The 25,250-nt window shown below is 47.6% G+C and carries 23 protein-coding genes and 1 riboswitch; of the genes, 8 read left to right on the top strand and 15 right to left on the bottom strand.

From position 1 onward, the window contains the following. Positions 1 to 8: 8 nt before the first annotated feature. The 3 genes from nadA to IC612_RS02895 are packed head-to-tail and all read right to left on the bottom strand — an operon-like array spanning position 9 to position 2,497. A complete protein-coding gene (nadA, locus tag IC612_RS02885) occupies positions 9 to 1,028 on the bottom strand; it encodes a quinolinate synthase NadA (RefSeq protein WP_194738675.1) in 1,020 nt (339 codons plus the stop codon). Between the two features lie 25 nt (positions 1,029 to 1,053). After that, the gene (gene gmk / locus IC612_RS02890; protein WP_194738676.1) at positions 1,054 to 1,638 is read right to left on the bottom strand and encodes a guanylate kinase; all 585 of its coding nucleotides are present in this window, start codon (positions 1,636 to 1,638) and stop codon (positions 1,054 to 1,056) included. A gap of 1 nt (position 1,639) precedes the next feature. Then, on the bottom strand, positions 1,640 to 2,497 hold the full coding sequence (locus IC612_RS02895; RefSeq protein WP_194738677.1) for a YicC/YloC family endoribonuclease: 858 nt from the start codon (positions 2,495 to 2,497) through the stop codon (positions 1,640 to 1,642). A gap of 100 nt (positions 2,498 to 2,597) precedes the next feature. Here IC612_RS02895 and IC612_RS02900 point away from each other — a divergent pair, with 100 nt between their 5' ends. After that, positions 2,598 to 3,071, top strand: coding sequence for a hypothetical protein (locus IC612_RS02900; protein WP_194738678.1), 474 nt, complete (start codon positions 2,598 to 2,600; stop codon positions 3,069 to 3,071). 14 nt (positions 3,072 to 3,085) lie between these two features. Further along, positions 3,086 to 4,240, top strand: a complete 1,155-nt coding sequence (locus IC612_RS02905) for a hypothetical protein (RefSeq protein ID WP_194738679.1) — start codon at positions 3,086 to 3,088, stop codon at positions 4,238 to 4,240. Here IC612_RS02905 and IC612_RS02910 read toward each other — a convergent pair. From IC612_RS02910 to IC612_RS02945, 8 genes are all read right to left on the bottom strand, one after another. Beyond that, entirely contained in the window at positions 4,237 to 5,193 is a 957-nt protein-coding gene (locus tag IC612_RS02910) for a methylenetetrahydrofolate reductase (protein WP_194738680.1), read from the bottom strand. The genes IC612_RS02905 and IC612_RS02910 overlap by 4 nt on opposite strands. Positions 5,194 to 5,207: 14 nt before the next feature. Then, entirely contained in the window at positions 5,208 to 7,865 is a 2,658-nt protein-coding gene (gene metH, locus IC612_RS02915) for a methionine synthase (protein ID WP_194738681.1), read from the bottom strand. Positions 7,866 to 7,869: 4 nt separating this feature from the next. Then, positions 7,870 to 8,967 (bottom strand): fatty acid desaturase family protein, encoded by a 1,098-nt coding sequence (locus IC612_RS02920; protein WP_194738682.1) that lies wholly within the window; start codon positions 8,965 to 8,967, stop codon positions 7,870 to 7,872. Positions 8,968 to 9,021: 54 nt separating this feature from the next. Next, positions 9,022 to 10,038 (bottom strand): homocysteine S-methyltransferase family protein, encoded by a 1,017-nt coding sequence (locus tag IC612_RS02925; RefSeq protein ID WP_194738683.1) that lies wholly within the window; start codon positions 10,036 to 10,038, stop codon positions 9,022 to 9,024. Further along, positions 10,035 to 11,216, bottom strand: coding sequence for a trans-sulfuration enzyme family protein (locus IC612_RS02930; protein ID WP_194738684.1), 1,182 nt, complete (start codon positions 11,214 to 11,216; stop codon positions 10,035 to 10,037). Before IC612_RS02930 ends, IC612_RS02925 begins: the two co-directional genes overlap by 4 nt. A 4-nt stretch (positions 11,217 to 11,220) precedes the next feature. Continuing rightward, positions 11,221 to 12,765 carry an ACT domain-containing protein gene (locus tag IC612_RS02935; RefSeq protein WP_194738685.1) on the bottom strand — a complete coding sequence of 515 codons (1,545 nt, stop codon included), beginning with the start codon at positions 12,763 to 12,765 and terminating at the stop codon, positions 11,221 to 11,223. Beyond that, complete coding sequence (locus tag IC612_RS02940; protein WP_194738686.1) at positions 12,758 to 13,705, bottom strand: alpha/beta fold hydrolase; 948 nt, start codon at positions 13,703 to 13,705, stop codon at positions 12,758 to 12,760. The genes IC612_RS02935 and IC612_RS02940 overlap by 8 nt, the downstream gene beginning before the upstream one ends. Positions 13,706 to 13,766: 61 nt before the next feature. Beyond that, positions 13,767 to 13,871, bottom strand: a riboswitch (SAM riboswitch). Between the two features lie 89 nt (positions 13,872 to 13,960). Then, positions 13,961 to 14,185, bottom strand: coding sequence for a type II toxin-antitoxin system HicB family antitoxin (locus IC612_RS02945; RefSeq protein WP_194738687.1), 225 nt, complete (start codon positions 14,183 to 14,185; stop codon positions 13,961 to 13,963). A 127-nt stretch (positions 14,186 to 14,312) separates the two neighbouring features. On the opposite strand from IC612_RS02945, the gene IC612_RS02950 reads away from it, so the two are divergent. Next, positions 14,313 to 16,916 (top strand): MGH1-like glycoside hydrolase domain-containing protein, encoded by a 2,604-nt coding sequence (locus IC612_RS02950; protein WP_194738688.1) that lies wholly within the window; start codon positions 14,313 to 14,315, stop codon positions 16,914 to 16,916. A gap of 5 nt (positions 16,917 to 16,921) precedes the next feature. Here IC612_RS02950 and IC612_RS02955 read toward each other — a convergent pair whose 3' ends face one another. Then, on the bottom strand, positions 16,922 to 17,350 hold the full coding sequence (locus IC612_RS02955; RefSeq protein ID WP_194738689.1) for an OsmC family protein: 429 nt from the start codon (positions 17,348 to 17,350) through the stop codon (positions 16,922 to 16,924). A gap of 159 nt (positions 17,351 to 17,509) precedes the next feature. On the opposite strand from IC612_RS02955, the gene IC612_RS02960 reads away from it, so the two are divergent. Then, entirely contained in the window at positions 17,510 to 17,797 is a 288-nt protein-coding gene (locus tag IC612_RS02960) for a GNAT family N-acetyltransferase (protein ID WP_194738690.1), read from the top strand. A 53-nt stretch (positions 17,798 to 17,850) separates the two neighbouring features. Here the strand turns inward: IC612_RS02960 and IC612_RS02965 are convergent, their stop codons facing one another. The 3 genes from IC612_RS02965 to smpB form a co-directional block, all read right to left on the bottom strand. Beyond that, positions 17,851 to 18,591 carry a YebC/PmpR family DNA-binding transcriptional regulator gene (locus IC612_RS02965; RefSeq protein ID WP_194738691.1) on the bottom strand — a complete coding sequence of 247 codons (741 nt, stop codon included), beginning with the start codon at positions 18,589 to 18,591 and terminating at the stop codon, positions 17,851 to 17,853. A gap of 97 nt (positions 18,592 to 18,688) precedes the next feature. Beyond that, positions 18,689 to 20,065 carry an OmpA family protein gene (locus IC612_RS02970; protein WP_194738692.1) on the bottom strand — a complete coding sequence of 459 codons (1,377 nt, stop codon included), beginning with the start codon at positions 20,063 to 20,065 and terminating at the stop codon, positions 18,689 to 18,691. A 77-nt stretch (positions 20,066 to 20,142) separates the two neighbouring features. Beyond that, complete coding sequence (gene smpB, locus IC612_RS02975; RefSeq protein ID WP_194738693.1) at positions 20,143 to 20,601, bottom strand: SsrA-binding protein SmpB; 459 nt, start codon at positions 20,599 to 20,601, stop codon at positions 20,143 to 20,145. 196 nt (positions 20,602 to 20,797) lie between these two features. Here smpB and IC612_RS02980 point away from each other — a divergent pair, with 196 nt between their 5' ends. From IC612_RS02980 to IC612_RS02995, 4 genes are all read left to right on the top strand, one after another. After that, complete coding sequence (locus tag IC612_RS02980) at positions 20,798 to 22,423, top strand: ABC-F family ATP-binding cassette domain-containing protein (protein ID WP_194738694.1); 1,626 nt, start codon at positions 20,798 to 20,800, stop codon at positions 22,421 to 22,423. A 136-nt stretch (positions 22,424 to 22,559) separates the two neighbouring features. Then, complete coding sequence (gene recJ / locus IC612_RS02985) at positions 22,560 to 24,275, top strand: single-stranded-DNA-specific exonuclease RecJ (protein WP_194738695.1); 1,716 nt, start codon at positions 22,560 to 22,562, stop codon at positions 24,273 to 24,275. Further along, positions 24,253 to 24,861, top strand: coding sequence for a nicotinate (nicotinamide) nucleotide adenylyltransferase (nadD, locus tag IC612_RS02990; RefSeq protein WP_194738696.1), 609 nt, complete (start codon positions 24,253 to 24,255; stop codon positions 24,859 to 24,861). The genes recJ and nadD overlap by 23 nt, the downstream gene beginning before the upstream one ends. Positions 24,862 to 24,863: 2 nt before the next feature. Further along, positions 24,864 to 25,208, top strand: a complete 345-nt coding sequence (locus IC612_RS02995; protein WP_194738697.1) for a DUF3817 domain-containing protein — start codon at positions 24,864 to 24,866, stop codon at positions 25,206 to 25,208. Positions 25,209 to 25,250 lie beyond the last annotated feature (42 nt).

Genomic DNA, 25,250 nt, shown 5'->3' on the forward strand with positions numbered 1-25,250 from the left:
AAAGGTCTTTATTTAATGGTAGTGGATAGGGCGAGCATTTTTTCAATTGGCACCAAGGCTTTTTGCCGTAATTCCTCGTCCATCGTAATTTCCGGAAGCTCGTATTTCATACAGAGATAGAGTTTTTCCATGGTGTTTCGTTTCATAAAAAAGCATTCCGAGCAGTTGCAACTCTCATCAAATACAAGGGCGGGAATCAGGGTCTTTCCTGGCGCGCGCTTGCGCATCTCGTGGAGAATACCCTCCTCGGTAGCTACGATGAACTTCGTTGCAGCGTCTTTCTCCACGTAATTCAGAAGTGCCGAAGTCGAACCAATAAAATGGGCAAGGTCCAGTACCGCCGTCTCACTTTCCGGATGGGCAATGAGTTTGGCGTCCGGATGCTCGTGCAGCTGCTGCGCGATACGCTCCATCGAAAAAGCTTCGTGCACTATACAGCTACCGTCCCAAAGGATCATTTCTCTGCCGGTTTTTTTCATCAGATACCGGCCCAGATTCTTATCGGGCGCAAAGATCAGTGGACGGTCCTGGGGAAGGGAGCGTATAATGGTCTCGGCATTGGAACTGGTAACGATGATATCACTCTCTGCCTTAGTTTCGGCATTGCAGTTAATGTAGGTAGCAATAAGCGCCCCAGGATACTGCGCGCGCATCTTGCGAAGCCCCTCGCCACTACATCCGTCCGCCAGGGAACATCCGGCCTGGGTATCGGGCAGTACCACCTTCTTGGTGGGATTGAGAATTTTTGCAGCCTCTGCCATAAAATGCACACCACAGAAAGCAATCATATCGGCCTCAGTATCCTTGGCCTGCCGCGCAAGCTGCAGGGAATCCCCCAGAAAATCCGCAATATCCTGGATTTCAGCCGGCTGGTAGTAATGCGCGAGGATTACGGCATTCTTTTCTTTCTTTAACTGCAGAATGGCCTCTACGAGAGCCTCACCCTGGGGTATTACAAGGTCCTTGATATCTAGAAACCCCTTGACGGGTATGCTGGAAACGGCTTTTTGAAAATTCTCTGTACTCATAGGTAAGGGCGTTTGTGCTTTACTTCTAACTATTTAAAAACTCTGATATTTTTTCTTTAATCTCTTCTTTGGCCACGGAAAGCTCGGTATTGTGCAGTTTGAAATCAAATGCATCCTGATACTGTAATTCCTCCGCCGCTTTCTCCACGCGCGTGCCAATAGTGGAATGATCGTCCGTTCCGCGCAAGAGAAGCCTTCGCCTGAGTTCCTCTATAGAGGGAGGCAAAACAAATACCGAAAGTGCCTTGGACCCAAAGTATTTTTTAAGGGCAATGCCGCCTTTAACGTCCACATCAAATACCACGACCTTTCCCTGCTTCCAAATGCGCTCCACCTCACTCTTTAGGGTACCATAGAATTTATCGGTATACACCTCTTCAAATTCTACAAATTCCTCTTGCTCTATGCGTCTTTTAAACTCTTCCACAGAGAGAAAGTAATAATCCTTTCCGTGTTTCTCCTCTCCACGCGGTGCGCGCGTGGTACAAGACACCGAGAACGAAAGAGAAGCAAACTCCCCAAGGACGTACTGCACCAGAGTAGTTTTGCCACTGCCCGAGGGTGCGGAAAAAATCAAGACTTTTCCAGTGGTTTTCGAAACGGACTCCATACTAAAGAATATTTAAGGTCTGTTCCTTTATCTTTTCCAACTCGTCTTTCATCTCCACCACTAACTTCTGAATTTCGCTGTGGTTGGCCTTCGATCCGAGGGTATTGATCTCGCGTCCTATCTCCTGGGCTATAAAACCCAGTTTCTTGCCACTATGTTCCTCTAACTGCATTACTTCCAGGTAGTATTTCAGATGCTGGGAAAGCCGCACCTTTTCTTCCGAGATGTCCAGTTTCTCGGTATAGTACGCCAGTTCTTGGTAGAACCGGGTCTGGTCCACATTTTCAAATTCCTGAAGGGTGGCCTGGTATTTTTCCTTCATCATTTCAATTCGCTGGGATTCGTACGGGTCCACCTTAGAAAGGCTCTGGGCAATGTGCTCTATGTTTAGGGCGATCTCCTTACTAAGATTGCTTCCTTCCTCCCTCCTAAAATCCTCCAAACGCTGGAGGGCTTCGCCTGCAAGCTGCTGGAGCACATTCCACTCCTCGGCCTCCAGATCCTGACCTTTACTAGAGAGCACCTCGGGCATACGTACTGCCATTTTTAAGTATTCAAACATCGGCCCATCGCTTGCCAAAGACTTAAGTTCCTGCATATAGGCCTTAACCAGAGGCTGGTTGATCTTTACCTCTTGCACGTCCTCGGTGGCCTCTACATTGATGTAACAGTCCAGCTTTCCTCGTACTGCGCGCTCTTGCAGAAGTTTTCTAAGTTCAAATTCCTTCTCCCTATAGCGCGAGGCGACCTTCATGTTTAAATCAAGCGTTTTACTGTTGAGACTTTTCAGTTCAACGGAAATCTTCCTTCCCTGATACATTCCCTCGGCGCGACCGAATCCGGTCATCGATAAAACCATATATGTTCTTATTAGTAAAGCACAAATTTACTTTTTTAAATTGAATTCCCTCGCCTTAAACGTCTTGGCGCCTTTGGGATATTTTTTTTAATTTTAGGGAATGAAACGATTGATTCGCTTTGCATTTATACTTCTAACGGTGGCCTCCTGTCAGAAAGAGGCGAAACTCTCGGGAGTTGTTTCGGGTACGCCGAATGATTCCTTGGATTCACTTCCCCTTCTCTCGAAAGAAACCGAGGGTAACTCCACCGCAAAGCCCCTTCCACAGAGTGCAGGCCAAAGCTCTGGTTTCGTGCTCTACCATAACCAAAAGGCCATCCTCGAATTTTCCCCCGAATCTTCGAGTGGTACATTTTCGTGGGCAGGAAAGACTTTCCCCATCACATCAGTCACCGCGAGTGAGAACACCTACGTAATCAAAGGTGAGAACCTCGCAATCATTTTAGAAGACGGTGCATTTTCCGACCGCAGGGAAAACTGTATCGAAGGGGATTTTCCCAAATTGCAGGCCACTCTGCCTACCGGTCCACTGACATTGAAAGAGGTACAGGTTAAAGACTGCAGCACCAACTAACCCAGGGAATACCTATGAAAGCAATTAAAGTAGTGAACCCTAAGCAGGAGCGCGCGTTTTTAGAGCTTCCCGGACGAATAAATGCAGGGGATCCTTTCTATATCCGACCACTGGACAAGGATGTACGCGCAGTATTTGATCCTAAGAAGAACAAATTGTTTGCCCAAGGTACTTGCGAGCGTTTCCTTTTCTACACCTCAGAGGGGGAGCTCTTCGGCCGGGTAGCCGTCTTTATCAATCCACGCTACAAGCAGTCGCAACCCACCGGAGGAATTGGTTTCTTTGATTGCACCAACAACCAGAGGCAGGCCCACTTTATCTTTGATTTTGCAAAGAATTTCCTCCAGGAGCGAGGCATGCAGGCCATGGACGGACCTATCAATTTTGGCGAACGAGACAAATTCTGGGGGCTACTCACCGAGGGGCATCAGGAGCCACTCTACGGAATGAATTACAACCCCCTCTACTATAAGGAGCTCTTCGAATCCTACGGATTTAAGAATTACTTCGACCAGCTATGCTATTCCCGGCCGGTGCATGGAGAAGTCTCCCGTGTGTTTACCGTGATGCACACCCGCCACAGCCGGAATCCCCTTCTTTCGGCGCGCCGGCTGACGCGAAAGAATCTGGAAAAATTCGCAAAGGATTTTACCCATATATACAACAGCGCCTGGGCAAGCCACGGACAGGGCAAACAAATGGAACCGGGCAAAGCCCTTAGGATGTTCCAAATGATGAAGCCAGTAATCAACGAGCATATCTGCTGGTTCGTCTACGAAAAAGAAGAACCGATAGCCATGTGGATCAACCTTCCGGATCTGAACCAGTGGTTCAAGTATCTGGACGGAAAATTTGGGTTGTGGCAAAAACTGCGCTTCCTGTGGCTAAAAAAGACCAAGCCCAACACCAAAATGGTAGGAATCGTTTTTGGGGTAGTCCCTAAGTGGCAAAAAACCGGACTGGACGGATATATGATCATGGAAGGAACCAACCACCTTCGTGTCCACACCGATTTTCAAACTACCGAGCTACAATGGATTGGCGATTTTAATCCTAAGATGATGCGCATTGCCCAGAGCCTAGACACCACAGTGAGCCGTAAGCTCACCACCTACCGTTATCTTTTTGATTCCCAGGCCCCTTTCGAAAGGCATCCCGTGCTGGATTAAAAAAGGGCCTTTACGATCCGCTCCACCGAGCGGGATTTCCCCATCGAGTAAAAGTGCAAGGCGGGAGCGCCTCGGGCTATGAGCTCCTTTCCCTGGGCAATTGTCCACTCCTCACCAATCTGGCGTATGTGCTGGGCGCTCGGGGCTTTCTCCACCGCGCGGCTCAGCGGGTCGGGCAGATCGATCTTAAAGGTTTTGGGAAGCATATGTAGGTGGCTTTTTACTAGCAGTGGCTTGAGGCCTGGTAAGATGGGAACCGATATACCCAGGGCGCGCGCTTTTTCCACGAACTCAAAGTACTTGTTGTTGTCAAAGAACATCTGCGTCACTACATAATCCGCACCTGCATCCACTTTCTCCTTCAGACGCTGCAGATCGGTCGCTAGGCTGGGCGCCTCAATATGCTTTTCGGGATAGCCTGCCACCCCCACGCAAAACCTGCTGTTTTCAGCCACCGGACTCGGATCGGTAAGAAACTGCCCCCTTCCTACCCGGCCAATATGCGAAACGAGCTCCCTGGCATAATGGTGTCCTCCCTGGGCAGGAACGAAACTATTCTCCCCATGCATGGGATCGCCCCTTAGAGCCATCAAATTATCTATCCCCAAATACATGCAGTCTACCAGTAGGTATTCGGTCTCTTCCACGGTATAGCCACCACAGAGCACGTGGGGAACGGTATCTACAGAGTATTTATGCTGCACTGCGGCGCAGATACCCAGTGTGCCAGGCCGCATGCGGCTGATCCTACGTTCCACAAGTCCACCTCCTCGCTCCAGATACACGTACTGCTCGCGTGAAGTGGTCACGTCCACAAAACATGGTGCTAGGGCCATCAGAGGATCGAGGTTATCGTATAACGACTGAATGCCTTCGCCTTTCATTGGAGGCACAATTTCTAAGGAATAGAGTGTTTTCCCTTTCTTTTCTTCAAGGTGCTGTGTAATCTTCATCTAAATAGGAATGGTTAGTAGGCTAAATTGGCACTTAAATAACGTTCTGCCTCTTCGGTGGTAATTCCCGCGCGCAGGGCATAATCTTCCACCTGATCTTTTCCGATGCGTCCTACACCGAAATAACGCGCCTGGGGATGGGCGAAGTAGTATCCCGATACGGCCGCAGTAGGAAACATGGCAAGGGAGTCCGTAAGACAAAGCCCAATAGTTTGTTCTACTTCCATCAAGTTCCAAAGAGTCTCTTTTTCACGGTGGTCCGGACAGGCGGGATAGCCTGGAGCGGGGCGAATACCCCGGTACTTCTCCTCAATCAAATGCTCTGCGGAAAGGGATTCCTCCTTAGCGTATCCCCAGTAGTCCTTACGGATTTTTTCGTGTAGATACTCCGCAAAGGCCTCCGCCAGACGGTCGGCAAGGGCCTTGACCATGATGGCATTGTAGTCATCGCCTGCACTTTGGTACATTTCACTTAGCTGCTGGGCACCAAACCCGGCGCTTAGGGCAAAACAACCTATATAGTCCTCTACGCCCGTCTGTTGGGGAGCAATAAAATCACTTAGCGCCAGATAGGATTTGCCCTCCGCGCGCTGGCTTTGCTGGCGCAGCGTATGGAAAACAGTCTGTGGTTTGCCAAGAGCATCCAGTACCACAATATCGTCCGTAGGGTTACTAAACGCGGGGTAAATACCAAAGACCGCTTTGGCCTGAAGGAGTTTTTGAGAGGTAATTTCCTCAAGCATGCGCCTTGCATCGTGCATTAGGGAGCGGGCCTGCTCGCCCACCACTTCGTCGCTAAGGATTTGGGGGAATTTTCCGTGCAGGTCCCACGCCCTAAAGAAAGGCGTCCAGTCTATATAGGGTTCGAGCACGCAGAGAGAGGAAAGTTCCAAGGTCCGTGTGCCTAGCATAGTAGGTCTCTGCACATTATTTTCAGTAAATTCCAGCATAGGCTTTGCGGCGCGGGCCTGGGCGATGGAGACGTATTTTTTCTCTACCTGACGCGCCAGAAAAGATTCCCGCGCGAGGGTGTACTCCTCAAATACCGTTTCCCGGTACCGCTTGGAATCTTCACCTATAAGGCTACTGACTACCGATACCGCTCTGGAAGCATCGTTGACATGCACTACCTGAAACGGATACTCAGGGGCAAGTTTTACGGCAGTGTGTATCCGCGAGGTAGTGGCCCCTCCAATGAGTAGGGGTATGTTCAAATTCTGACGCTGCATCTCGCGAGCAATCTCTTTCATTTCCTCGAGACTTGGTGTAATCAGACCGCTCAGCCCCACCGCATCGACCTGCAGGCTTTTTGCCTGCTGAATAATTTCGTGGAGCGGTACCATCACCCCCAAATCCACCACGTCGTAGTTGTTGCACCCTAAAACCACCCCCACAATATTCTTCCCTATATCGTGTACATCTCCCTTAACCGTGGCCAGTAGTATCTTGCCTTTTTTCTCAGCCTCTGCACTCTTTTGCGCCAGCAGCATGGGTTGCAGGTAGGCTACGGCCCTTTTCATGACCCGTGCGGATTTAACCACCTGGGGAAGAAACATCTTACCCTGAGCAAATAGATCTCCGACAATACCCATGCCCTCCATCAGGGAAGTCTCAATGATATCTAATGGATTCTGACCCTGCTTTAGACACTCCGCAACGTCCTGTTCAATGTATTTCTCCTGTCCTTTTACCAAGGCATAATTCAGGCGCTCTTGCAAATCCAGTGCTCTCCAGTCTTGCTGCTCGGAATGTTTCTTTTGGCTCCCACGGTGCGAGGAAGCGTACTCCAGGAGCCGTTCGGTGGCCAGTGGGTCGGAGTTGAGCACCACATCTTCCACCAGTTTGCGAAGCTCAGGCTCCAGCGTATCGTAAATACCTATCTGGTGCGGGTTGACTATTCCCAGGCCCATGCCGCTTTTTATAGCATGGTAGAGAAAAACCGAATGCATGGCCTCACGTACCCTATCGTTCCCCCGAAAGGCAAACGACACGTTGGAGACCCCTCCAATGAGCGATACCCCAGGAAGATTCTCCCTTACCCACCGTAGGGCCTGAAAAAAAGCAACCGCATTATCTGCGTGCTCTGCTAGGCCCGTACCCACGGGAAAAATATTGAGATCAAAGAGGATGTCTTCACTAGGAATATTCTGCTTTTTTAAGAGCGTGTAGCAGCGCTGGGCAATCTCGATGCGCCGCTGGAACGAATCAGCCTGGCCTTTCTCATCAAAGGCCATCACCACCATAGCAGCACCGTAGCGTCTGATGGCTCTTGCCTGCTGGAGAAAAACCTCTTCCCCTTCCTTTAGGCTTATGGAATTCACTATGCCCTTACCTTGAAGCACCTGAAGACCGGCTTCAATGATTTCCCACCTGGAACTATCTATCATCACGGGAACCCGCGCTATGTCGGGTTCGCTGGCCAATAGATTTAAAAACCGCACCATGGAACTTTTTCCATCGATCAGCGCCTCGTCGAAATTTACATCCAGAATCTGGGCGCCTCCCTCCACTTGGTGACGGGCCACCTCCAAGGCTGAATGAAAGTCCCCCGCCTCAATAAGACGAAGGAACTGGCGGGATCCGGTAACGTTGGTGCGCTCGCCAATATTTATAAAATTGCTGTCTTTGGTAATAATAAGAGGCTCCAGGCCCGATAGTTTCAGTGCGGTCATAGTGTTACATAGTTTCCTCCATTACCTCCCCTATAGAGGTGGCGTTGGATTTTAAAAGTTGGTAGTGTTTTCCAAGTGCCTCGAAAAGACCGAAGCGCTTGTAGGGAAGTTGTTTCTCCCGGGCAAACTGGGCGATTTCTTCCGTAATTTCATTATAATAACTGTAGGAGTAATTGGGAAAGAGATGGTGCGCCACATGAAAATTGAAATTCCCCAGTATATGGCGAACAAACCAATTGTTTTGCTTTAAGTCGTTAGTTACTTCCAGCTGGTGCCGTACCCAACTATAGGGTAGCTGCAAATTCGAATCAGCCACAGGAAACTCATTCTCAGGCAGGGGATGCAGGGGAAGCAGCACAAAGAGAGCAAAACAGCTGCCCACCAGAATTTGCAGCAGCCATCCGCTAAGCGCCAAGCTCCATTCAACCTCAAAGAACAAAACAGGAAGGAAGATTTGGTAAAAAAAATACGCAAGTTTAAATACTATCAGTTTCACCTTTTCTATAGTAGGAATATAGGTCTGCGTCTTGGAAATCACCCTCCGTTTGTCAAAGAAGTCCCTGAAATCGCGCACGAACATCCAATTGAAGAGATAAAGCGGATAGATAAGAAAAAAGATCCGGTGCTGGTAGCGCTCAAGACCTCGGGCCTTTCCATGAGGAAATATTTTAATTACTCCACTTTGCTCCACATCGGTATCCCATCCCTCCACATTGGGATAGGCATGGTGGCTCACCAAATGCCTTTTTTTCCAAATGTAGCTGTTGGCTCCCACCGCATCGAAGAGGTAGAGTACGGCGCGGTTCAGGGCCTTACTCCTGAATATATTGTTGTGGGCCGCTTCATGAATTAAATTCAGATAAATAAGCACCAGAGTGATACCCATCAGTGCAAAGAGTCCCAGGTAAAGGCCCGAATGGGACGCTTGAGTCAAGGCAAGGCCATAGAGTGAAAAATACAGCAGTGGCAACGCCACGGCCTTGATCTTAATAGGCAGTTCCTTGTCTGTTTTTACCGTACTCACTCTATCTTTCACTCTGTTCCTTAGTTCATTAAATAGTGTTGCATCCTGCGGATCTTTAAAGTACATCGGTTTTTCCATAACTGAATTTTTTCCTTTGGTCCTTTAAAATTACCTATTTGCTTTTTTAGTGTCTTACAACGTTACAGGCAGAGCTTTACGAGGTTTGTATCTATTGCACAGTGCACTGAGCGCCTCGATATGCTCGGGAGTAGTCCCGCAGCATCCACCTACTATGTTCACCAGCTCCTTCTCCAGATAGGGCACCATTTCCATAGCCATGGCTTGAGGTCCTTGGTCGTAGCCTCCGAAAGCATTGGGCAGGCCCGCATTGGGATACACGCTGGTACAAAGGGATGTCTTTCGCGAGAGCTCGTACATATACGGGAAAAGCTGCCCAGCCCCCAACGCGCAGTTGAGTCCCACAGAGAGAAGCCGCACATGGGAAATCGAAATCAAGAAGGCTTCCAGTGTCTGCCCACTTAGGGTACGGCCCGAGGCATCGGTGATCGTACCGGACACCATTACAGGAAGATCCCGATTTTTTCGCTCTAGGACCTGACTAATAGCAAAGAGTGCTGCCTTGGCATTAAGGGTATCAAATATCGTTTCCACTAGAAGCACATCGACTCCGCCGTCGATCAGACCCTCGCATTGCGTAGCGTAGGCTTCTCGCAGCGTCTCAAAATCCACGGCGCGAAAAGCAGGATCACTTACATCAGGCGAAAGAGAGGCTGTTTTGGAAGTGGGACCTATGGAACCCACTGCAAAGCGGGGCTTGAGAGGATTATTTTGCGTATACTCCTGACAAAGACGCTTTGCCAGGCGCGCGGCCGCCACGTTTAATTCGTAGCACAGATCCTCTAGCCCGTAGTCTTCCATGGCTATGGCATTGGAGGAAAAGGTATTGGTCTCAATGAGATCCGCTCCGCTGTCGAGATACTGCCTATGGATCTGCGAAATCTTCTCCGGTTTCGTAAGGGTGAGTAGGTCGTTGTTTCCTTTAAGTGGCTTGGGATGGTTTTTAAAGCGCTCGCCCCGAAAATGGTGCTCCTCCAGGTTCAATTTTTGAATCATGGTTCCCATGGCACCGTCCAAAATTAGGATTCGCTTTGAAAGAAGCTCTTCTATAGGGTAAGTAGGTTGTGTCATTTTGTGATTTTTTCCATTGCTTTTCGTAAGTCCTCGATAATATCCTCCGGATGCTCCAGTCCTACGGACAGCCGGAGCATATTTTCTTTAATGCCCGCATCCGCCCGCTGCGAAGGCGTTAGCTTACTGTGCGTGCTGGAGGCGGGGTGGGTGATTATCGAGCGGGTATCTCCCAAATTGGCCGATATACTAAGCATCTCCAGCGCATCGATGAGTCCCTGCGCACTATGTGTGCCGGCATTCAAAGAGAACGCCACGATACTTCCTCCCAGGACCATCTGCTCCCGGGCCATAGAATACTGTGGGTGGGACGTAAGAAACGGATAACGCACCATTTCCACCTGACTGTGCTCTTCTAAGAACCGGGCCACTTCCAAGGCATTCTCAGAGTGTTTCTCCACCCGCACATACAGTGTTTCCAGACTCTTGGAAAGAACCCAAGCATTAAACGGGGAAAGGCAAGAGCCACTGATCCGGGCGAACTGGTAGATCTCTTCCACAAGGGCGGATTTTCCCACCACCACTCCGCCCAGGACCCTACCCTGCCCGTCGATGAGCTTGGTAGCGGAATGCACCACCAAATCCGCACCCAGTTGCAGTGGTCTTTGTAGTACGGGCGTTGCAAAGCAGTTGTCTACGATAAGAATAAGACCGTGCTTTTTAGCAAAGCGTGCCATCATCGCTATATCGAGTATCTCCACCCCTGGATTGGTCGGCGTCTCTATAAAAAGTATCTTGGTAGTGGGGCGCAGATAGCCGGAGAGATCCCCCTGCTGCTGCACCCGAAAATAACTCGACTCCACTCCGAATTTAACGAAATACTTATTTAACAGGGAAAGGGTAGCACCAAAGACGCTGTGGCAGCAAAGCACGTGGTCTCCAGACTTTAAGAGTGCCGCCAGCGTATTGTATATCGCAGCCATTCCAGAGGAAAAACTATAGCCCGCTTCAGCACCTTCCAAAAGCACCATCTTGGAAGTGAACTCATCCACGGTGGGATTGGTATACCTACTGTAGATGGTTTTCTCTTTCTCTTCGTTAAAGCTGCTGCGCATATCTTCGGCATTTTCAAAGAGAAAACTCGAGGTCAGATGCAGAGCGGTGGAATGCTCCATAAAGCTGCTGCGTGGCGCCTGAGTGCGTACCGCTAGGGTCTGTAGATGTTTAAAAGTGCTCATAGTTCTAATTTGTGTGCTGTTCTGAAATCCGTAATATATCACCGAATACACCGCGCGCCGTTACCTGAGCACCGGCTCCCGCGCCCATAATGGTAATGGGTCGCTCTGCGTAGCTTGCGGTAAAGATGCGAAAGAGCGAATCCGAGCCCTCCAGCTGTCCGAGGGAAGAGTTCTGGGGTACCGACAACAGCCGTACCTTAAGAATTCCCTTTTCTTTTTGAAGGTCTCCGGAAAGCTCTCCCACGTAGCGCAGCACGTGGCCCTGCGCTTGCTGCTCCTTGAGTTTGTGGTAATGGCTGTCGAGCGCTTCAAACCGAGAAGAGAACTCTTCCCAGCTGCCTGTGCGCAGCGCCTCAGGGATAAGACTTTCCACCTCCACGTCTTCCAGCTCATTGGAAAGGTCCAGTTCGCGTGATAGAATAAGTAGTTTTCTTGCCACATCCCTACCGCTTAAATCCTCCCGTGGATCGGGCTCGGTAAGCCCCTTTGCCCTGGCCTCCATAAGAATTTCTGAAAAGGGCAGATTGGATGAGGAAAATCGGTTCAGCACGTAGCTCAGCGAACCGGAAAACACCCCCTCAATGCGGGTGATGTCCTCTCCCGAAAGATGCAGGAGCCGTATAGTATCAATCAGGGGCAATCCCGCTCCCACATTGGTCTCGTAGAGGTATTTCTTACGGTAGCGCGAAAGGCTCGTGCGCAGGGCGCGGTAGGAGTGGATATCCAGTGTGTTAAAAACCTTATTGGAGGAAACCAAATCAAACCCTGCCTTAAGCAGGACCTCGTATTTTTCCACGAGCGTGGTACTGCCGGTATTGTCCACCGCTACTAGATTCTCAAGCTGGTGCTGCGCTGCATAGGAAATCAGCTCCTCTACACTGGAGACGGTGCTTGAAGCAGCTATAGCCTGCTGCCAATCCTCCCCTATCCCCGAGTGATCCAGTACCATGTAGCGGGAATTAAGCACTGCAAAGATTTTTAGATCCACCTTCTTCCTTCTTTTTATTTCGTCTCTGCTTTCAAGAAGCTGCCCGATCAGCGCGCCTCCTACATTTCCATGTCCCAGTAGGGCCAAGTGCAGTGTACGCATCGTGCCTTGCAGCTCTGCCTCCAAGATATTGAATGCTTTTTGGGCCTGGGAATTGGGTACTACCAAATTAATGCGGTGGTCGGTGCTGCTTTGGTTGACCAGTAACGGGAAAATACGGTTGCGGGTGAGCTCAGTGGATAGGGCATCGAAGTTTCTGCTGTTGAATGCAAGTACACTGACCTCATTGATGCTGTAGATCATTCGCACTTCTCCGGAAAGTAGTTCTTTTTCAAATTCACGGGTGAGGCATTCCACGGCCTTATCGCTTTGCTTTTGGGAGACAAGCACGCTCACTCCGTTCTCCACGGCCTGTTGCGATATGATTCCCACACTGATCCGCCCATAGGTTAGTGCTTTAAATATCCTTCCATCGATTCCAATCCGTCCTTTAAAATCAGGACCTTCAAAGCGCACAATGGCTTTGTCTTTATGCAGAGTTACTGCCTGGGTCTTATTCATAAGTAAATAGGGGTTTTAAAAATTCATGCATCTTTTGGTTCTCAATTAAAAAGCCGTCGTGGCCGTGCGGTGACTCCAGCTGCAAAAATTCGGACTGTACCTTGCTCTGCAGTAGCAAACGGTGCAGATTAAGGCTCCGCTCAAAACTAAAGAGACCGTCAGAGGCAGTGGCAATATGGAAGTACTGCGCGTGGCTTTGCACAAGTGCAGCAAAAGGCACATCGATCGTGCGCAGCACATGGTTCATTCGTCGGTAGGCATCCAGCTGCATTTTTAGCTTAAGGCTTTGCCCGTGATAATCCAGCCACTCCAAAGATGCGCGCGAACCCGTAGCGGAGTACTGGTCCTTAAACCGGTTGTTAATTCCCTCCATCGAACGGTAGCTGAGCATTGCGTGGGCGCGTGCCTTTCCGATAGGATCCACAGGATGCTGCAGTAAAGCTTCCTGCACCTGACAGTGGGATACTAGCCAATCGGAACTGCGGTAGTCGGATGCCACTACGATGACTTTCTCATACCGCTCTGGCGAAAGAGCTGCCATATGTAAGGCAACGCCCCCGCCCACGCTGGCGCCAAGGAGCACCTCTACCCGCTTTAAATGAAGCGCCAAAAGAACCGCATCGAAAATTTCTGCTGTCTCGAGGGCATTAAACCAAGGGAGGTGGTCTGCGCTCGGGGTACCCACAGCGCCGTTTCCGGGAACATCCAGACACAGTACACTCCAGTGGCGCAGGTCCACTGCCAACCCTTCCCCCACTAATTTATTCCACCATCCCCTGGGCCCGGCAAGTAGACTGTTAGAGGTAAGGGTATGGCAGAATACAGCCAAAGGTGCGGTGCCTAGAGGCTGACCCCAGACACGATAAGACACGTCCACTGACAAGGCAGGGGCCGTAGCGGGTTGGTAGGTAGTAGTTAGTATGTGTAGCGGAGCTTCCAATTTTAAAATAAAGGTTAAAATTGAAAATGCTACCGTAGAAAGATCTAGGAAAAGTACATGGACGTTATCTCTCTCAAAGATTGAGTAGAATGTAGCACCTTTCCGCCGGAGCGGGAGGTTGCTAAGGTTTCACAGGGTCTAGTCCCTCCACCTTTCTTGATAACATTTTCAGATTATGTAAATGATCGTTGCTGTGCAAATTTACAGCAAATTTGGAACTATGCAAGTTCCTTCGGTAAAAAAAAATATATAGTCTTAGTCCTCTAAAAATTCCAGGCGGCAGCGCTTGAGCTCCTCGGCTTCCTTGGTATGTCCTATTTCCCGCAGGGTTTCGACACGCAAATCCAGCATATGCTTTATGTTTGCTACCAGCTCTTCTAAGGTGGCTCCTTCGGCAGAAAGCCCATCCAGCTCTCTGGCGTATCCACTATACCCCCTGGTGGTAGGATAGTAAATGATTTGGATTAAAGTGGGTTCCATGTTAAGGTGTTTGAACTATAAATTTACAAAAATCCCTCTAGAAGCACTATATTAAATCTTGTTCACAGGCGTGTGGAAATCCCACTAAAAAAAAACAATTAATTTTACGGCTTAATACTGGTCAACGATGAGTGAAAAACAGCGCAGCACAATAGAAGAATGGAAGCAGTGGGGACCCTATGTGAGCAACCGCCAATGGGGCACCGTTCGCGAAGACTACAGTACCCATGGGGATGCGTGGGGGCATACCACCTACCGGCAGGCCCTCTCTAGAACCTACCGGTGGAGTGAGGACGGTATCGCGGGAATCTGCGATAAAAAGCAGCGCCTTTGTCTTTCGCTTGCTTTATGGAACAAAAAGGACCCCTTCCTCAAGGAGCGCTTCTTTGGTCTAAGCAATTACGAAGGAAACCACGGAGAAGACATCAAGGAGATTTTCTACTATCTGGACAATACCCCTTCCCACGCGTACATGAAAATGGTCTATAAGTACCCGATCGAGCAGTTCCCCTACGAGGCGCTCTTACAGGAGAACTCCAGGCGGGATAAGACGCAGCGGGAATTCGAACTGATCGATACCGGTATATTTAGTGCAAACCGCTATTTTGATGTCTTTATCGAATACGCTAAAGAAGGACCCGAGGACATTCTCATGCGCCTTACGGTAGTGAACCGCAGCATGGAACCAGCGCCTCTGGTTCTGCTTCCTACTCTATGGTACAGAAACAATTGGAGCTGGGGCTATGGCACCTACCGGCCTTTACTAAAGTCACAAGTTCCCGGACAAATAGAGATCTTGCACGAGGATCTGGGAGTGAAAATGCTCTATGCAAAGGATCCTTCCACCAGTGCCCTGTTCTGTGATAACGAGACCAATCCGCACCGCTGCGACACCCCCAGCACATCAAGTACTTTCTATAAAGACGGCATCAACGACCATATCGTTGATGGTCTGGATACGGTCAATCCACTGAAACAAGGAACAAAGGCCTGCTTTGTGGTCGATACAATGCTACTGGGTGGGGAGAGCAAGACCTTTGATTTCCGGCTTTCCAATAGTTCGCCGGAGGCACCATTTGCCGATTTTGACTCTATTATGCAGCGTCGCAAGCAGGAGGCGGACGCCTTCTACGACGAGCTACAAAAGGACATGGCCTGCCAGGAGGAAAAAAATGTACAACGTCAGGCCTTCGCAGGACTTCTCTGGAATAAACAGTTCTACCACTACAATGTTTCCAAATGGCTTAAAGGCGATCCCAACTTTCCTGTGCAGCGAAATTTTTCCGGGCACGTGAGGAACCGCGAATGGGCCCATATGCACAATAAGGATGTGATTTCCATGCCCGATAAATGGGAATATCCATGGTTTGCCACCTGGGATCTGGCCTTCCACTGCGTACCCCTGGCATTAATTGACGGCGGCTTTGCGAAAAACCAGCTACGTCTGCTTACAAGAGAATGGTATCTGCACCCCAATGGGCAGCTCCCTGCCTACGAATGGGATTTCAGTGATGTAAATCCCCCAGTGCATGCCTGGGCATGTTTTCGCGTCTTTAAAATAGACGAGAAGAACTCAGGCAAAGCCGATGTGCCTTTCCTGGAGAGTGTCTTTCAGAAACTATTGCTGAATTTCACCTGGTGGGTGAACCGTAAGGACCGCAAAGGAAATAATATTTTTGGTGGGGGGTTCCTGGGACTCGATAACATTGGCGCGTTCGACAGAAATATGCGTTTTCCGGGGGGACAGTATCTGGAGCAGGCAGACGGCACCAGTTGGATGGCTATGTTTGCCCTGAATATGATGCGTATCGCAATGGAACTGGCACGGTACAATCCCGTGTATGAGGAGATGGCTATTAAGTTCTTCGAACACTACCTCTATATTGCCCAGGCCATGGAGACCATTGGCGATAAGGACGGTCTGTGGAACGAAAAGGACGGATTTTTCTACGACGTCTTACAGAATAAAGAAGGCGGGAGTGTGAATCTCAAACTAAGAAGTATCGTAGGACTTATCCCTATGTTTGCCGTCGAAGTAATCGATCACCAAACCCTGGAGCATCTTCCTGCCTTCAAGCAGCGCATGGAGTGGATTCTAAAGCACAAACCGGACCTTGCCAACCTCGTATCCCACTGGGAGGTTGAGGGAAAGGGCCGTAAGCATCTGATGAGCATACTGCGTAAGACGCGACTCAAACGCATCTTAGAGCGCATGCTGGACGAAAAAGAGTTCCTCAGTCCCTACGGTATACGGTCCCTGTCTAAAGTGTACGAAGACGAGCCTTTTGAGTTCACCCTGGATAAAGAACGTTTCCGTGTACAGTACCTGCCGGCAGAAAGCGACAGTAGGATGTTTGGAGGCAACAGCAATTGGCGTGGTCCGATCTGGTTCCCTATCAATTTTCTTATCGTAGAATCCCTCCAACGATTTCATTTTTACTACGACGAAAGCATGCAGGTAGAATTTCCTGTGGGCAGTGGACAGATAAGAAACCTGGATTTTGTATCCCGGGATCTAAGCCAGAGACTCCTCTCCCTTTTTCTACCGGGCCAAGATGGGAAACGCCCTTTCAATGGAGACGAAGACCTACTTAATTTTGACACCCACTTTAAGGATTATATTATGTTCTATGAGTATTTTCATGCAGACAATGGCCGAGGCGTGGGCGCCTCGCACCAAAGTGGATGGACAGCCACCATCGCTAAACTGATTCAACCCCGCAGTATCTGACCACTTTACTGCTCCAGTACCTGCGCTCCATTGACTACTACTTTAAAACCCACATGTACCTTGGGCTCCAAGGTCTTGGAAACAGAACAGTACTTGGCGAAGGAAAGCTCAGCCGCACGCCAGGCTTTTTGAGGATCCACTTGCCCCTCCAAGAAAAACTGCACCTCAATGCTTCGAAACGGTTTGGCCTGCTCCTCTGCAACACGCTCTGCTTCCACCTGAGCAGAAAAAGAGCTGATGCTTTGTCTTTGCTTCTGCAGAATGGAAATGATATCGATTCCACTGCAGGCAGCCACAGCCATTAGTACGCTTTCCATGGGCGATACCCCCTTGGCATTCGGTTGGGAAGTATTATCCAGGAGGATGGAATTTCCCTGGCTATTGGTGCATTCAAAAAGATACTGATCGTTCACACGGTTGAGTTGTATTTTCATAGAAAGTTAAATTTAGTTACTTAAGCAGCTTACAGGCACGCGGTTTGCATCTTTATTGCAACAGGTGCACAACGGTAGTTTCTGCCTGTTAAATTTAAAGTGATTTTTTTTAATAATTTCACAAACCTCACTTTTTTACAAATTAATAAAAAAGCGCTTATGATTTACGAAAATAATAAAAGTGGCAACGGTGGAGTCATCACCCTTAGAAACGAAACGGAGGAAATCGGCCGGCTCACCTATACCGTATTTCCGGAAGACAAGAAACTAATTATATCCTATGTCTTGGTCCATCCTGAATTTGAGGGTCGTGGCATGGGAAAATACCTGGTGGAGCATGCCATGGAATTCTCCAGACAAAACAATTGGAAAATCTACCCCCACTGCTCCTACGCGCGCAGTGTAATGAAAAGAATGCCCGAAGCATTAGATTTGCTGCTAGATTAAATAAAATAAGTCGCTTGAAAGCGACTTATTTTATTTTACGTAAGTAAGAGCTTTTACATCTGCTCTAGCTGTTCTTGTGTAATGTCCATATTGTGGTATACATTCTGCACGTCGTCGTCCTGTTCAAACCGCTCCAGCATTTTCATATTGGCCTTGAACTGCTCCATGGTCACTTCCTTGCTGATATTGGCAATACGTTCCAGTTCCGCACTTTTCACCTCTATGCCTAATTCTTCCAACTTATGAGAGAGGGCGCCAAAATCTTCAAATGCGGTAGTGATTAGTACCTCCGTTTCGTCTCCTTCGATATCCTCTGCACCGGCATCGATCATCTCCATTTCAAAATCGTCCCATTCCATCGAGATCACGCTTCGATCCAAAGTAAATATCCCTTTACGGTCAAATATAAAGGCAAGTTCTCCGTTCTTCCCTAAGTTACCGTCAAACTTATTGAAGATCGCACGTACATTGGCTACCGTACGGGTAGGATTATTAGTGGTACACTCTATAAAGAATGCCACACCGCCCTGTCCGTATCCTTCATAGGTGGTTTCCTCGTACTGTTCAGCGTCGGCTCCTGAAGCCTTCTTTATTGCGCGGTCTACGTTATCCTTGGGCATGTTGGCGCCTTTTGCGTTCTGTATGCAGCGTCTTAGCGCAGGATTACTGTCAGGATCCGGTCCACCGGCTTTCACTGCCAGCGCTATATCTTTTCCGATCTTGGAAAATGTTTTTGCCATCTTGTCCCATCGGGCCATTTTTGAGGCTTTTCTGTATTCGAATGCGCGTCCCATAATATGCGGTTTTAATCCGTGCAAAAATAAATAAATTCCAGCAAAAAAAAACACCCGCCAGTGGCGGATGTTTTCTTTATTTAGGATTTACTATTTTCTAGTAATCTCTTTTTTGGATAGCGTCCCAAGCAGCAGCATCAACCGCGCTTACAACTACTTTTCTGTCTTTCATTCTCTCAGCGTTAGATGCATTCTCAGCAACAGTTGCTTCAGCTTCACCAACACCTTTAGATTTAAGTTGAGTATCGTTTACTCCTCTAGCTTCTAGAGCCTGAACTACAGCGTATGCTCTTCTTTGAGATAGTCTCAAGTTATAAGCTTCAGATCCTTTTTTATCTGTGTGACCAGTGATTAGGAACGTTCCACCGTTAGAAGACTTGATGATTTCTGCAGCAGCATCTAACTTAGGGTTAGATTCTTTTCTGATTGTAGACTTGTCGAAGTCAAACAGAATGTCTTGAAGTGCTACAGTAGCTTCGTTAGCGTACTCAGCCTGTGGCTTAGGACATCCATTGTACTGCGCAAGACCTGGAACTGTAGGACATGCATCGTCTTTGTCAAGGATTCCGTCACCGTCAGTATCTGGCCAAGGACATCCGTTGTTTTCTGCTGGACCTGCAACTGTAGGACACTGATCGTCTTTGTCAACTACACCGTCACCGTCAGTATCTGGCCAAGGGCATCCGTTGTTTTCAACTGGACCTGCCACATCTGGACATTGATCGTCTTTATCTGGAACTCCGTCTCCATCCGTATCAGGACATCCTTGGAATTCTGCTAAACCTGGAGTGTCTGGACAAAGATCGTCTTTGTCAAGGATTCCGTCTTTATCTCTGTCAGAGTTTCCAAATCTAAATAGAAGGGAAGCTCCAGCTTGCCAGAAGTTAGCAACAGAAGACTTGTCACCTGGAGTAGACACATAATCTCCTTGGATACCTAGACCGAAGTTGTCGGTTAGCCAGAAGTTAGATCCAATACCGGTAGCAAGAGCGAAGTGGTCTGCTCCTACAGCTTTACCGTCTCCGTTTACAGCTCCTGTTCCTGAATAGTCATGTCTTAGGTAGTTAGCACCTACTCTTAAGAACGGATCGAACCAAGATTCAGTGTTCCAAAGAGAGTTGGCTTTCAATTGAAGACCAAGACCTGTCATTAGCATGAATTCTTTATCCATACCGATTCTCTTGTTGTCAACATTTCCAACAGTAGTCTGCCAGTCAAGAACTAGTGGACCTGCTAAATGTCTTGCAACAGTTAGTTTGGAAAGCGGTGGTGTGATGGTGAAATTATTAATGCTGTATAATTCACTACCTCCGAAAGCCTGTTCGAAAACATCGCCGACCTTTCCACCTGCAGCCACATGATTTTCTGCGTGAGCACCAACTCCGATAAGCCACGGATTATTGGCAGTCTGAGCAAATACAGTAGAGGCAATAGTGAGTGCCAATGCTGAAATTCCAATTTTTAGATTTTTCATAGAATTAAATGATTAAATAATTGATATTGCAAAATAAATATAATTTTTCTTTATAAACAAAGCTTTTTCGACAATTTTCACTTTTCTCTAAGGATTCTGTCAAGGTTTCGTTTGTTTTCTCTATCCTTTATGGATTCCCTTTTATCAAAGAGTTTTTTACCGCGTGCCAGCGAAATGAGCAACTTTGCTTTTCCTTTTTCATTAATATACAACTTTAAAGGAACAATAGTGTTTCCCGCATCCTTTAATTTACGCTCCCATTTCTGCAGTTCCCTTCGGTGCAGCAGAAGCTTGCGTTCCCTCTTGGTTTTATGGTTATAGAACGTTCCCAGTTTATATTCATCAATCATCATATTGATGATATAAAGCTCACCGTCGATAAACTGGCAGAAACTTTCTGTTATCGAAGCTTTGGACGAGCGAAGCGATTTAATCTCGGTACCCGTCAGGACTATTCCAGCCTCTAGTTGCTCCAGTAACTCGTACTCAAAGCGAGCACGTTTATTTTGTATCGTAACCGACTTCTCAATCTTCATGGTTCTCTTGCAAATGTATAGGTATTGGCTGTATGCCGTATTATATAATTCTGTTAATAAATATTAACATTTAATGAAAACGGCAAAAAGACCTAAAGGATGATGTTTAACTATTTCCAAACAAAAGGCTTGGATACAACCGAACTTCTCTAACCCAATTAGTTTTCGTATTTTTGCACCAAATTTACAAAACTCTATGTTAACAGTATCAAATTTATCTTTACAGTTCGGAAAACGCGTGCTTTTCGATGAGGTGAACATCATGTTCACGAAAGGTAATTGCTATGGAATTATCGGCGCTAATGGTGCGGGTAAATCTACATTTTTAAAAATTCTCACCGGTAAGCAAGACCCTACCACAGGTTCCGTATCCCTGGAACCGGGCAAAAGAATGTCCGTTCTGGAACAAGACCACTACGCATACGATAATTTCACTGTACTGGAAACAGTACTACGAGGAAACAAGAAACTCTTCGAAATAAAAGAGCAAATGGATGCCCTATATGCCAAGGAAGACTTCTCGGACGAGGACGGAATAAAAGCCGGAGAACTTGGCGTGGTGTACGATGAGATGGGTGGATGGAATTCCGAATCGGATGCGGGAACGATGCTATCCAATGTGGGTATTAAAGACGAGATGCACTACCAAATGATGGGAGAGCTTGAGAATAAGGACAAGGTAAAAGTCCTTTTGGCCCAGGCGCTTTTTGGAAATCCTGATGTACTTATATTAGACGAACCTACCAACGATTTGGACATCGAGACGATTGCCTGGCTAGAAGACTTTTTAGCTGAATACGAAAACACGGTGATCGTAGTTTCCCACGACCGACATTTTCTAGATGCCGTATGTACCCACATCGGCGATTTGGATTATGCAAAATTAAATCTCTATACCGGAAACTATTCTTTCTGGTACCAGGCTTCTCAATTAGCCACACGCCAAAGAGCGCAGGCCAATAAGAAAGCCGAGGAAAAGAAAAAGGAACTTCAAGACTTTATCGCCCGCTTCAGTTCCAATGTAGCAAAAGCCAAACAGGCCACTGCAAGAAAAAAGATGCTTGATAAACTTAATGTGGAAGATATTAAACCTTCTTCCCGAAGATATCCGGCAATCATTTTTGAAACCGAGCGTGAAGCCGGAGACCAGATACTGGAAGTTAAAAACCTGGAGAAGACAAAAGACGGTGAACTTCTGTTCAAAGGAATTGACTTCAAATTAAAAAAGGGGGACAAAGTAGCAATACTTTCCAGAAATTCCCTTGCTATCTCCGAGTTCTTTGAAATAATTTCGGGAAATGCAGCGCCAGACCAGGGTGAATATTCTTGGGGTGTAACTACTACCCAATCCTATATGCCGGTAGACAATTCGTCTTTCTTCCAAGATAAGGACATGAACCTAGTGGATTGGTTAAGACAATTTACCAAGAACGACGAGGAACGTCATGAGGAATACATGCGTGGTTTCCTAGGAAAGATGCTCTTTTCTGGTGACGAAGCACTAAAGTCCTGTACAGTACTTTCCGGAGGTGAGAAAATGCGCTGTATGTTCAGTAGAATGATGCTTCAGCGTGCCAATGTACTTTTAATGGATGAACCTACCAACCACCTGGACCTTGAGAGTATTACTACGCTTAACAACTCCCTGGTGAATTTCAAGGGTACGGTCCTACTTTCTTCCCATGACCATGAGTTGCTACAAACGGTGTGTAACCGTATCATTGAGCTTACTCCTGGAGGAGTGATTGACCGTGATATGTCCTACGATGAGTATTTGGAGGATAAAAAAATGAAAGAGTTAAGAGACCAAATGTACCGTTAAGCGGTACCATGGATAAAATGCAATGCATCTGCCCCAGGCAGATGCATTTTTTTTGGTTAAAACAATGGTGGTGCTCTGGCATTAAGCATTAGGACCAACAAGTATGGGCAGAAATTTTTCACTATTTTTGCTTTCTATGAAGCAAAAGTGGATTTTCAAAACAGAGCCGGATGAGGACGTGGTCGATGCCTTAAGCACCTCCCTGGGTTATGGCACCTTGGAATCCAAAATTCTGGTGCTTCGAGGTATTGACAATTATCAGAAAGCGCGCGAATTTTTCAAACCCAATCTTCAGGATATTCACAGCCCTTTCCTTATGGCCGACATGCAAAAAGCAGTAGAGCGGATTGCCACGGCAGTGGAGAACGGAGAAAAAATAATGGTATATGGGGACTACGATGTAGACGGGACCACCGCTGTAGCCCTGATGTACCTCTACCTTAGCAAGCTTGTAGAGAAAAAATATCTTGATTTTTATATTCCTGATAGAAACAGTGAAGGGTACGGTATTTCCAAGGAAGGGATAGAATATGCCCATGCCCACAACTTTTCGCTCATTATTGCGTTGGATTGTGGCATCAAGGCAATCGACAAAATTGACTACGCCAAAACGTTGGGCATTGATTTCATTATCTGTGACCACCATTTACCAGGCGAACAGATCCCCCAGGCCAGTGCCGTACTGGATCCCAAAAGAAAAGACTGTCGGTATCCATTCAAGGAACTGTCGGGTTGCGGCGTTGGTTTTAAACTCTGTCAGGGTCTTAATACTATCTATAAAATCCCGGATGCGGAACTTTTTGAGCTCACCGACCTACTTGCAATTTCGATTGCAGCCGATATTGTTTCCATGACCGGTGAGAACCGCGTTCTGGCAAAAATGGGGCTGAAAACCCTTCGCAAGACACGCAACCTAGGCCTTCGGATACTTATTCCGGAAGAGAAGCTGGCAACCTACGAAATCTCCAATATTGTATTTGAAATTGCCCCCAAGATCAATGCTGCGGGAAGGATTTCCCATGGAAAAGCAGCCGTGGAACTGATGGTATCAGACAACCTGCGCCACGCGCACCAGATTGCCAGCGAGATCGTGGATCTGAACGATTCGCGCAGGGAGCTAGACCTTTCCAGCACCACTGAGGCACTTGATCAAGTCTTAACCACCAACCAGTTAAATAATGCCACCACGGTGGTGTACGGTCCGAACTGGAATAAGGGGGTAATTGGCATAGTGGCATCGCGTCTCATTGAGAGCTACTATAAACCTACGCTGGTATTCACCAATGGAAACAACGGGGAACTTGTAGCCTCTGCGCGCTCGGTATCTGATTTTGACCTGCACCATGCCTTGGAGCTCTGCTCGGAGTATTTTACCAAATTCGGTGGCCACCCCATGGCCGCTGGTCTTTCTATGGAACGGGAACGCTTTGAGGAATTTAAAGAGCGTTTTGAATCGATTGTATCTTCCAGTCTCCAAGAACACCAAAAAGAACCTTCCATTACGATTGATGCGGTGGTGGACATGGAAAACCTCAACAAAGATTTCTTTAACTTTCACCGCAAACTCGCTCCCTTTGGTCCGCACAACCAAAAACCCGTGCTAGTGTTGAAAAACCAAAAGGTGGCGGGATATGTCAAGCAAATGGGTAAGGACGGGAACCATATCAAATTTTATCTGCATAACCCCGCCACCAATCGAAACATTGAATGCGTAGGGTTCAAATTGGGAAAATACTTTGAAGAATTCAAAAACAGTAGTTTTGATATGGCTTTTACCGCTGAAGAAAACCACTGGAAAGGCAATGTGACGTATTATTTAAGTATTAAAGATGTCAAATTCACTCAGCAGTAAGCACGTAGGACTCTTTTTTGGATCATTCAATCCCATTCATATGGGGCATTTGATCCTTGCCAACCATATTGTGGAAACACAAGGGCTCGCAGAACTGTGGTTCGTTGTAAGCCCGCAGAACCCCTTCAAGGAGAAAAAATCGCTGCTAAGTGACCACCACCGCCTTGATATGGTGCAACGTGCCATTAAAAATTACCCCAAGATGAGAGCCAGCAACGTGGAATTTGCTCTGCCCCGTCCAAGTTACACTATCGATACCCTTACCCATTTGGCGGAGAAGTATCCCCACAACGAATTTACCCTTATTATGGGTGAGGATAATCTATTGGGGCTCCATAAATGGAAAAATGCAAAGGCCCTACTGGCAAAATACCCCATCATGGTTTATCCACGGCTTATGGACCGTCGCAGGCCTGAATACCAACTCCCTGAACCAGCACGAATCGTCCATATTGACGCACCTATCATTGAGCTTTCTGCAACGCATATCCGAGGGATGATTGCTGAAGGAAAGAATGTAAGACCACTGCTTCCTCCCGAGGTGTTTGAGTACCTAGACGGATCTTCTTTTTATAAAACTAGCTAAGCATGGAAAAACTATCCGCAATTCTTATCGATAAATTCGGGCAGGAGAAAATCATAAAATGGTTCAAACAGGTATGTATTATTGAGGCCTGGACCTGCTTTTTTCTGTATCTGGTAGCCATGCCATTGAAGCGCTACTACCCAGAAGAAGACTTTGCTCTTATATTTATCATCGTGGTAGGAAATCTCCACGGACTTTTCTTTTCACTCTATCTACTACTGTCGCTTCCAGCTCGAAAAATCTACCAGTGGGACGACGAGGACTTTGTCTTTGCTCTCCTGGCTGCATTTTTTCCCTTTGCCACTATTTGGATTGACAAAAAACTGGCCCGTCACGACCGGGAATAATCTCTACTTTTCGATGTAATGAATACCCTTGCCAAGTTGTGT

It is taken from the genome of Planobacterium oryzisoli, assembly GCF_015354315.1.
GTDB classification, from domain to species: Bacteria; Bacteroidota; Bacteroidia; order Flavobacteriales; family Weeksellaceae; genus Planobacterium_A; species Planobacterium_A oryzisoli.

Coding starts and splice junctions, on each gene's coding strand:
- nadA (WP_194738675.1), bottom strand. CDS start 1,028: ATGAGTACAGAGAATTTTCAAAAAGCCGTTTCCAGCATACCCGTCAAG.
- gmk (WP_194738676.1), bottom strand. CDS start 1,638: ATGGAGTCCGTTTCGAAAACCACTGGAAAAGTCTTGATTTTTTCCGCA.
- IC612_RS02895 (WP_194738677.1), bottom strand. CDS start 2,497: ATGGTTTTATCGATGACCGGATTCGGTCGCGCCGAGGGAATGTATCAG.
- IC612_RS02900 (WP_194738678.1), top strand. CDS start 2,598: ATGAAACGATTGATTCGCTTTGCATTTATACTTCTAACGGTGGCCTCC.
- IC612_RS02905 (WP_194738679.1), top strand. CDS start 3,086: ATGAAAGCAATTAAAGTAGTGAACCCTAAGCAGGAGCGCGCGTTTTTA.
- IC612_RS02910 (WP_194738680.1), bottom strand. CDS start 5,193: ATGAAGATTACACAGCACCTTGAAGAAAAGAAAGGGAAAACACTCTAT.
- metH (WP_194738681.1), bottom strand. CDS start 7,865: ATGACCGCACTGAAACTATCGGGCCTGGAGCCTCTTATTATTACCAAA.
- IC612_RS02920 (WP_194738682.1), bottom strand. CDS start 8,967: ATGGAAAAACCGATGTACTTTAAAGATCCGCAGGATGCAACACTATTT.
- IC612_RS02925 (WP_194738683.1), bottom strand. CDS start 10,038: ATGACACAACCTACTTACCCTATAGAAGAGCTTCTTTCAAAGCGAATC.
- IC612_RS02930 (WP_194738684.1), bottom strand. CDS start 11,216: ATGAGCACTTTTAAACATCTACAGACCCTAGCGGTACGCACTCAGGCG.
- IC612_RS02935 (WP_194738685.1), bottom strand. CDS start 12,765: ATGAATAAGACCCAGGCAGTAACTCTGCATAAAGACAAAGCCATTGTG.
- IC612_RS02945 (WP_194738687.1), bottom strand. CDS start 14,185: ATGGAACCCACTTTAATCCAAATCATTTACTATCCTACCACCAGGGGG.
- IC612_RS02950 (WP_194738688.1), top strand. CDS start 14,313: ATGAGTGAAAAACAGCGCAGCACAATAGAAGAATGGAAGCAGTGGGGA.
- IC612_RS02955 (WP_194738689.1), bottom strand. CDS start 17,350: ATGAAAATACAACTCAACCGTGTGAACGATCAGTATCTTTTTGAATGC.
- IC612_RS02960 (WP_194738690.1), top strand. CDS start 17,510: ATGATTTACGAAAATAATAAAAGTGGCAACGGTGGAGTCATCACCCTT.
- IC612_RS02965 (WP_194738691.1), bottom strand. CDS start 18,591: ATGGGACGCGCATTCGAATACAGAAAAGCCTCAAAAATGGCCCGATGG.
- IC612_RS02970 (WP_194738692.1), bottom strand. CDS start 20,065: ATGAAAAATCTAAAAATTGGAATTTCAGCATTGGCACTCACTATTGCC.
- smpB (WP_194738693.1), bottom strand. CDS start 20,601: ATGAAGATTGAGAAGTCGGTTACGATACAAAATAAACGTGCTCGCTTT.
- IC612_RS02980 (WP_194738694.1), top strand. CDS start 20,798: ATGTTAACAGTATCAAATTTATCTTTACAGTTCGGAAAACGCGTGCTT.
- recJ (WP_194738695.1), top strand. CDS start 22,560: ATGAAGCAAAAGTGGATTTTCAAAACAGAGCCGGATGAGGACGTGGTC.
- nadD (WP_194738696.1), top strand. CDS start 24,253: ATGTCAAATTCACTCAGCAGTAAGCACGTAGGACTCTTTTTTGGATCA.
- IC612_RS02995 (WP_194738697.1), top strand. CDS start 24,864: ATGGAAAAACTATCCGCAATTCTTATCGATAAATTCGGGCAGGAGAAA.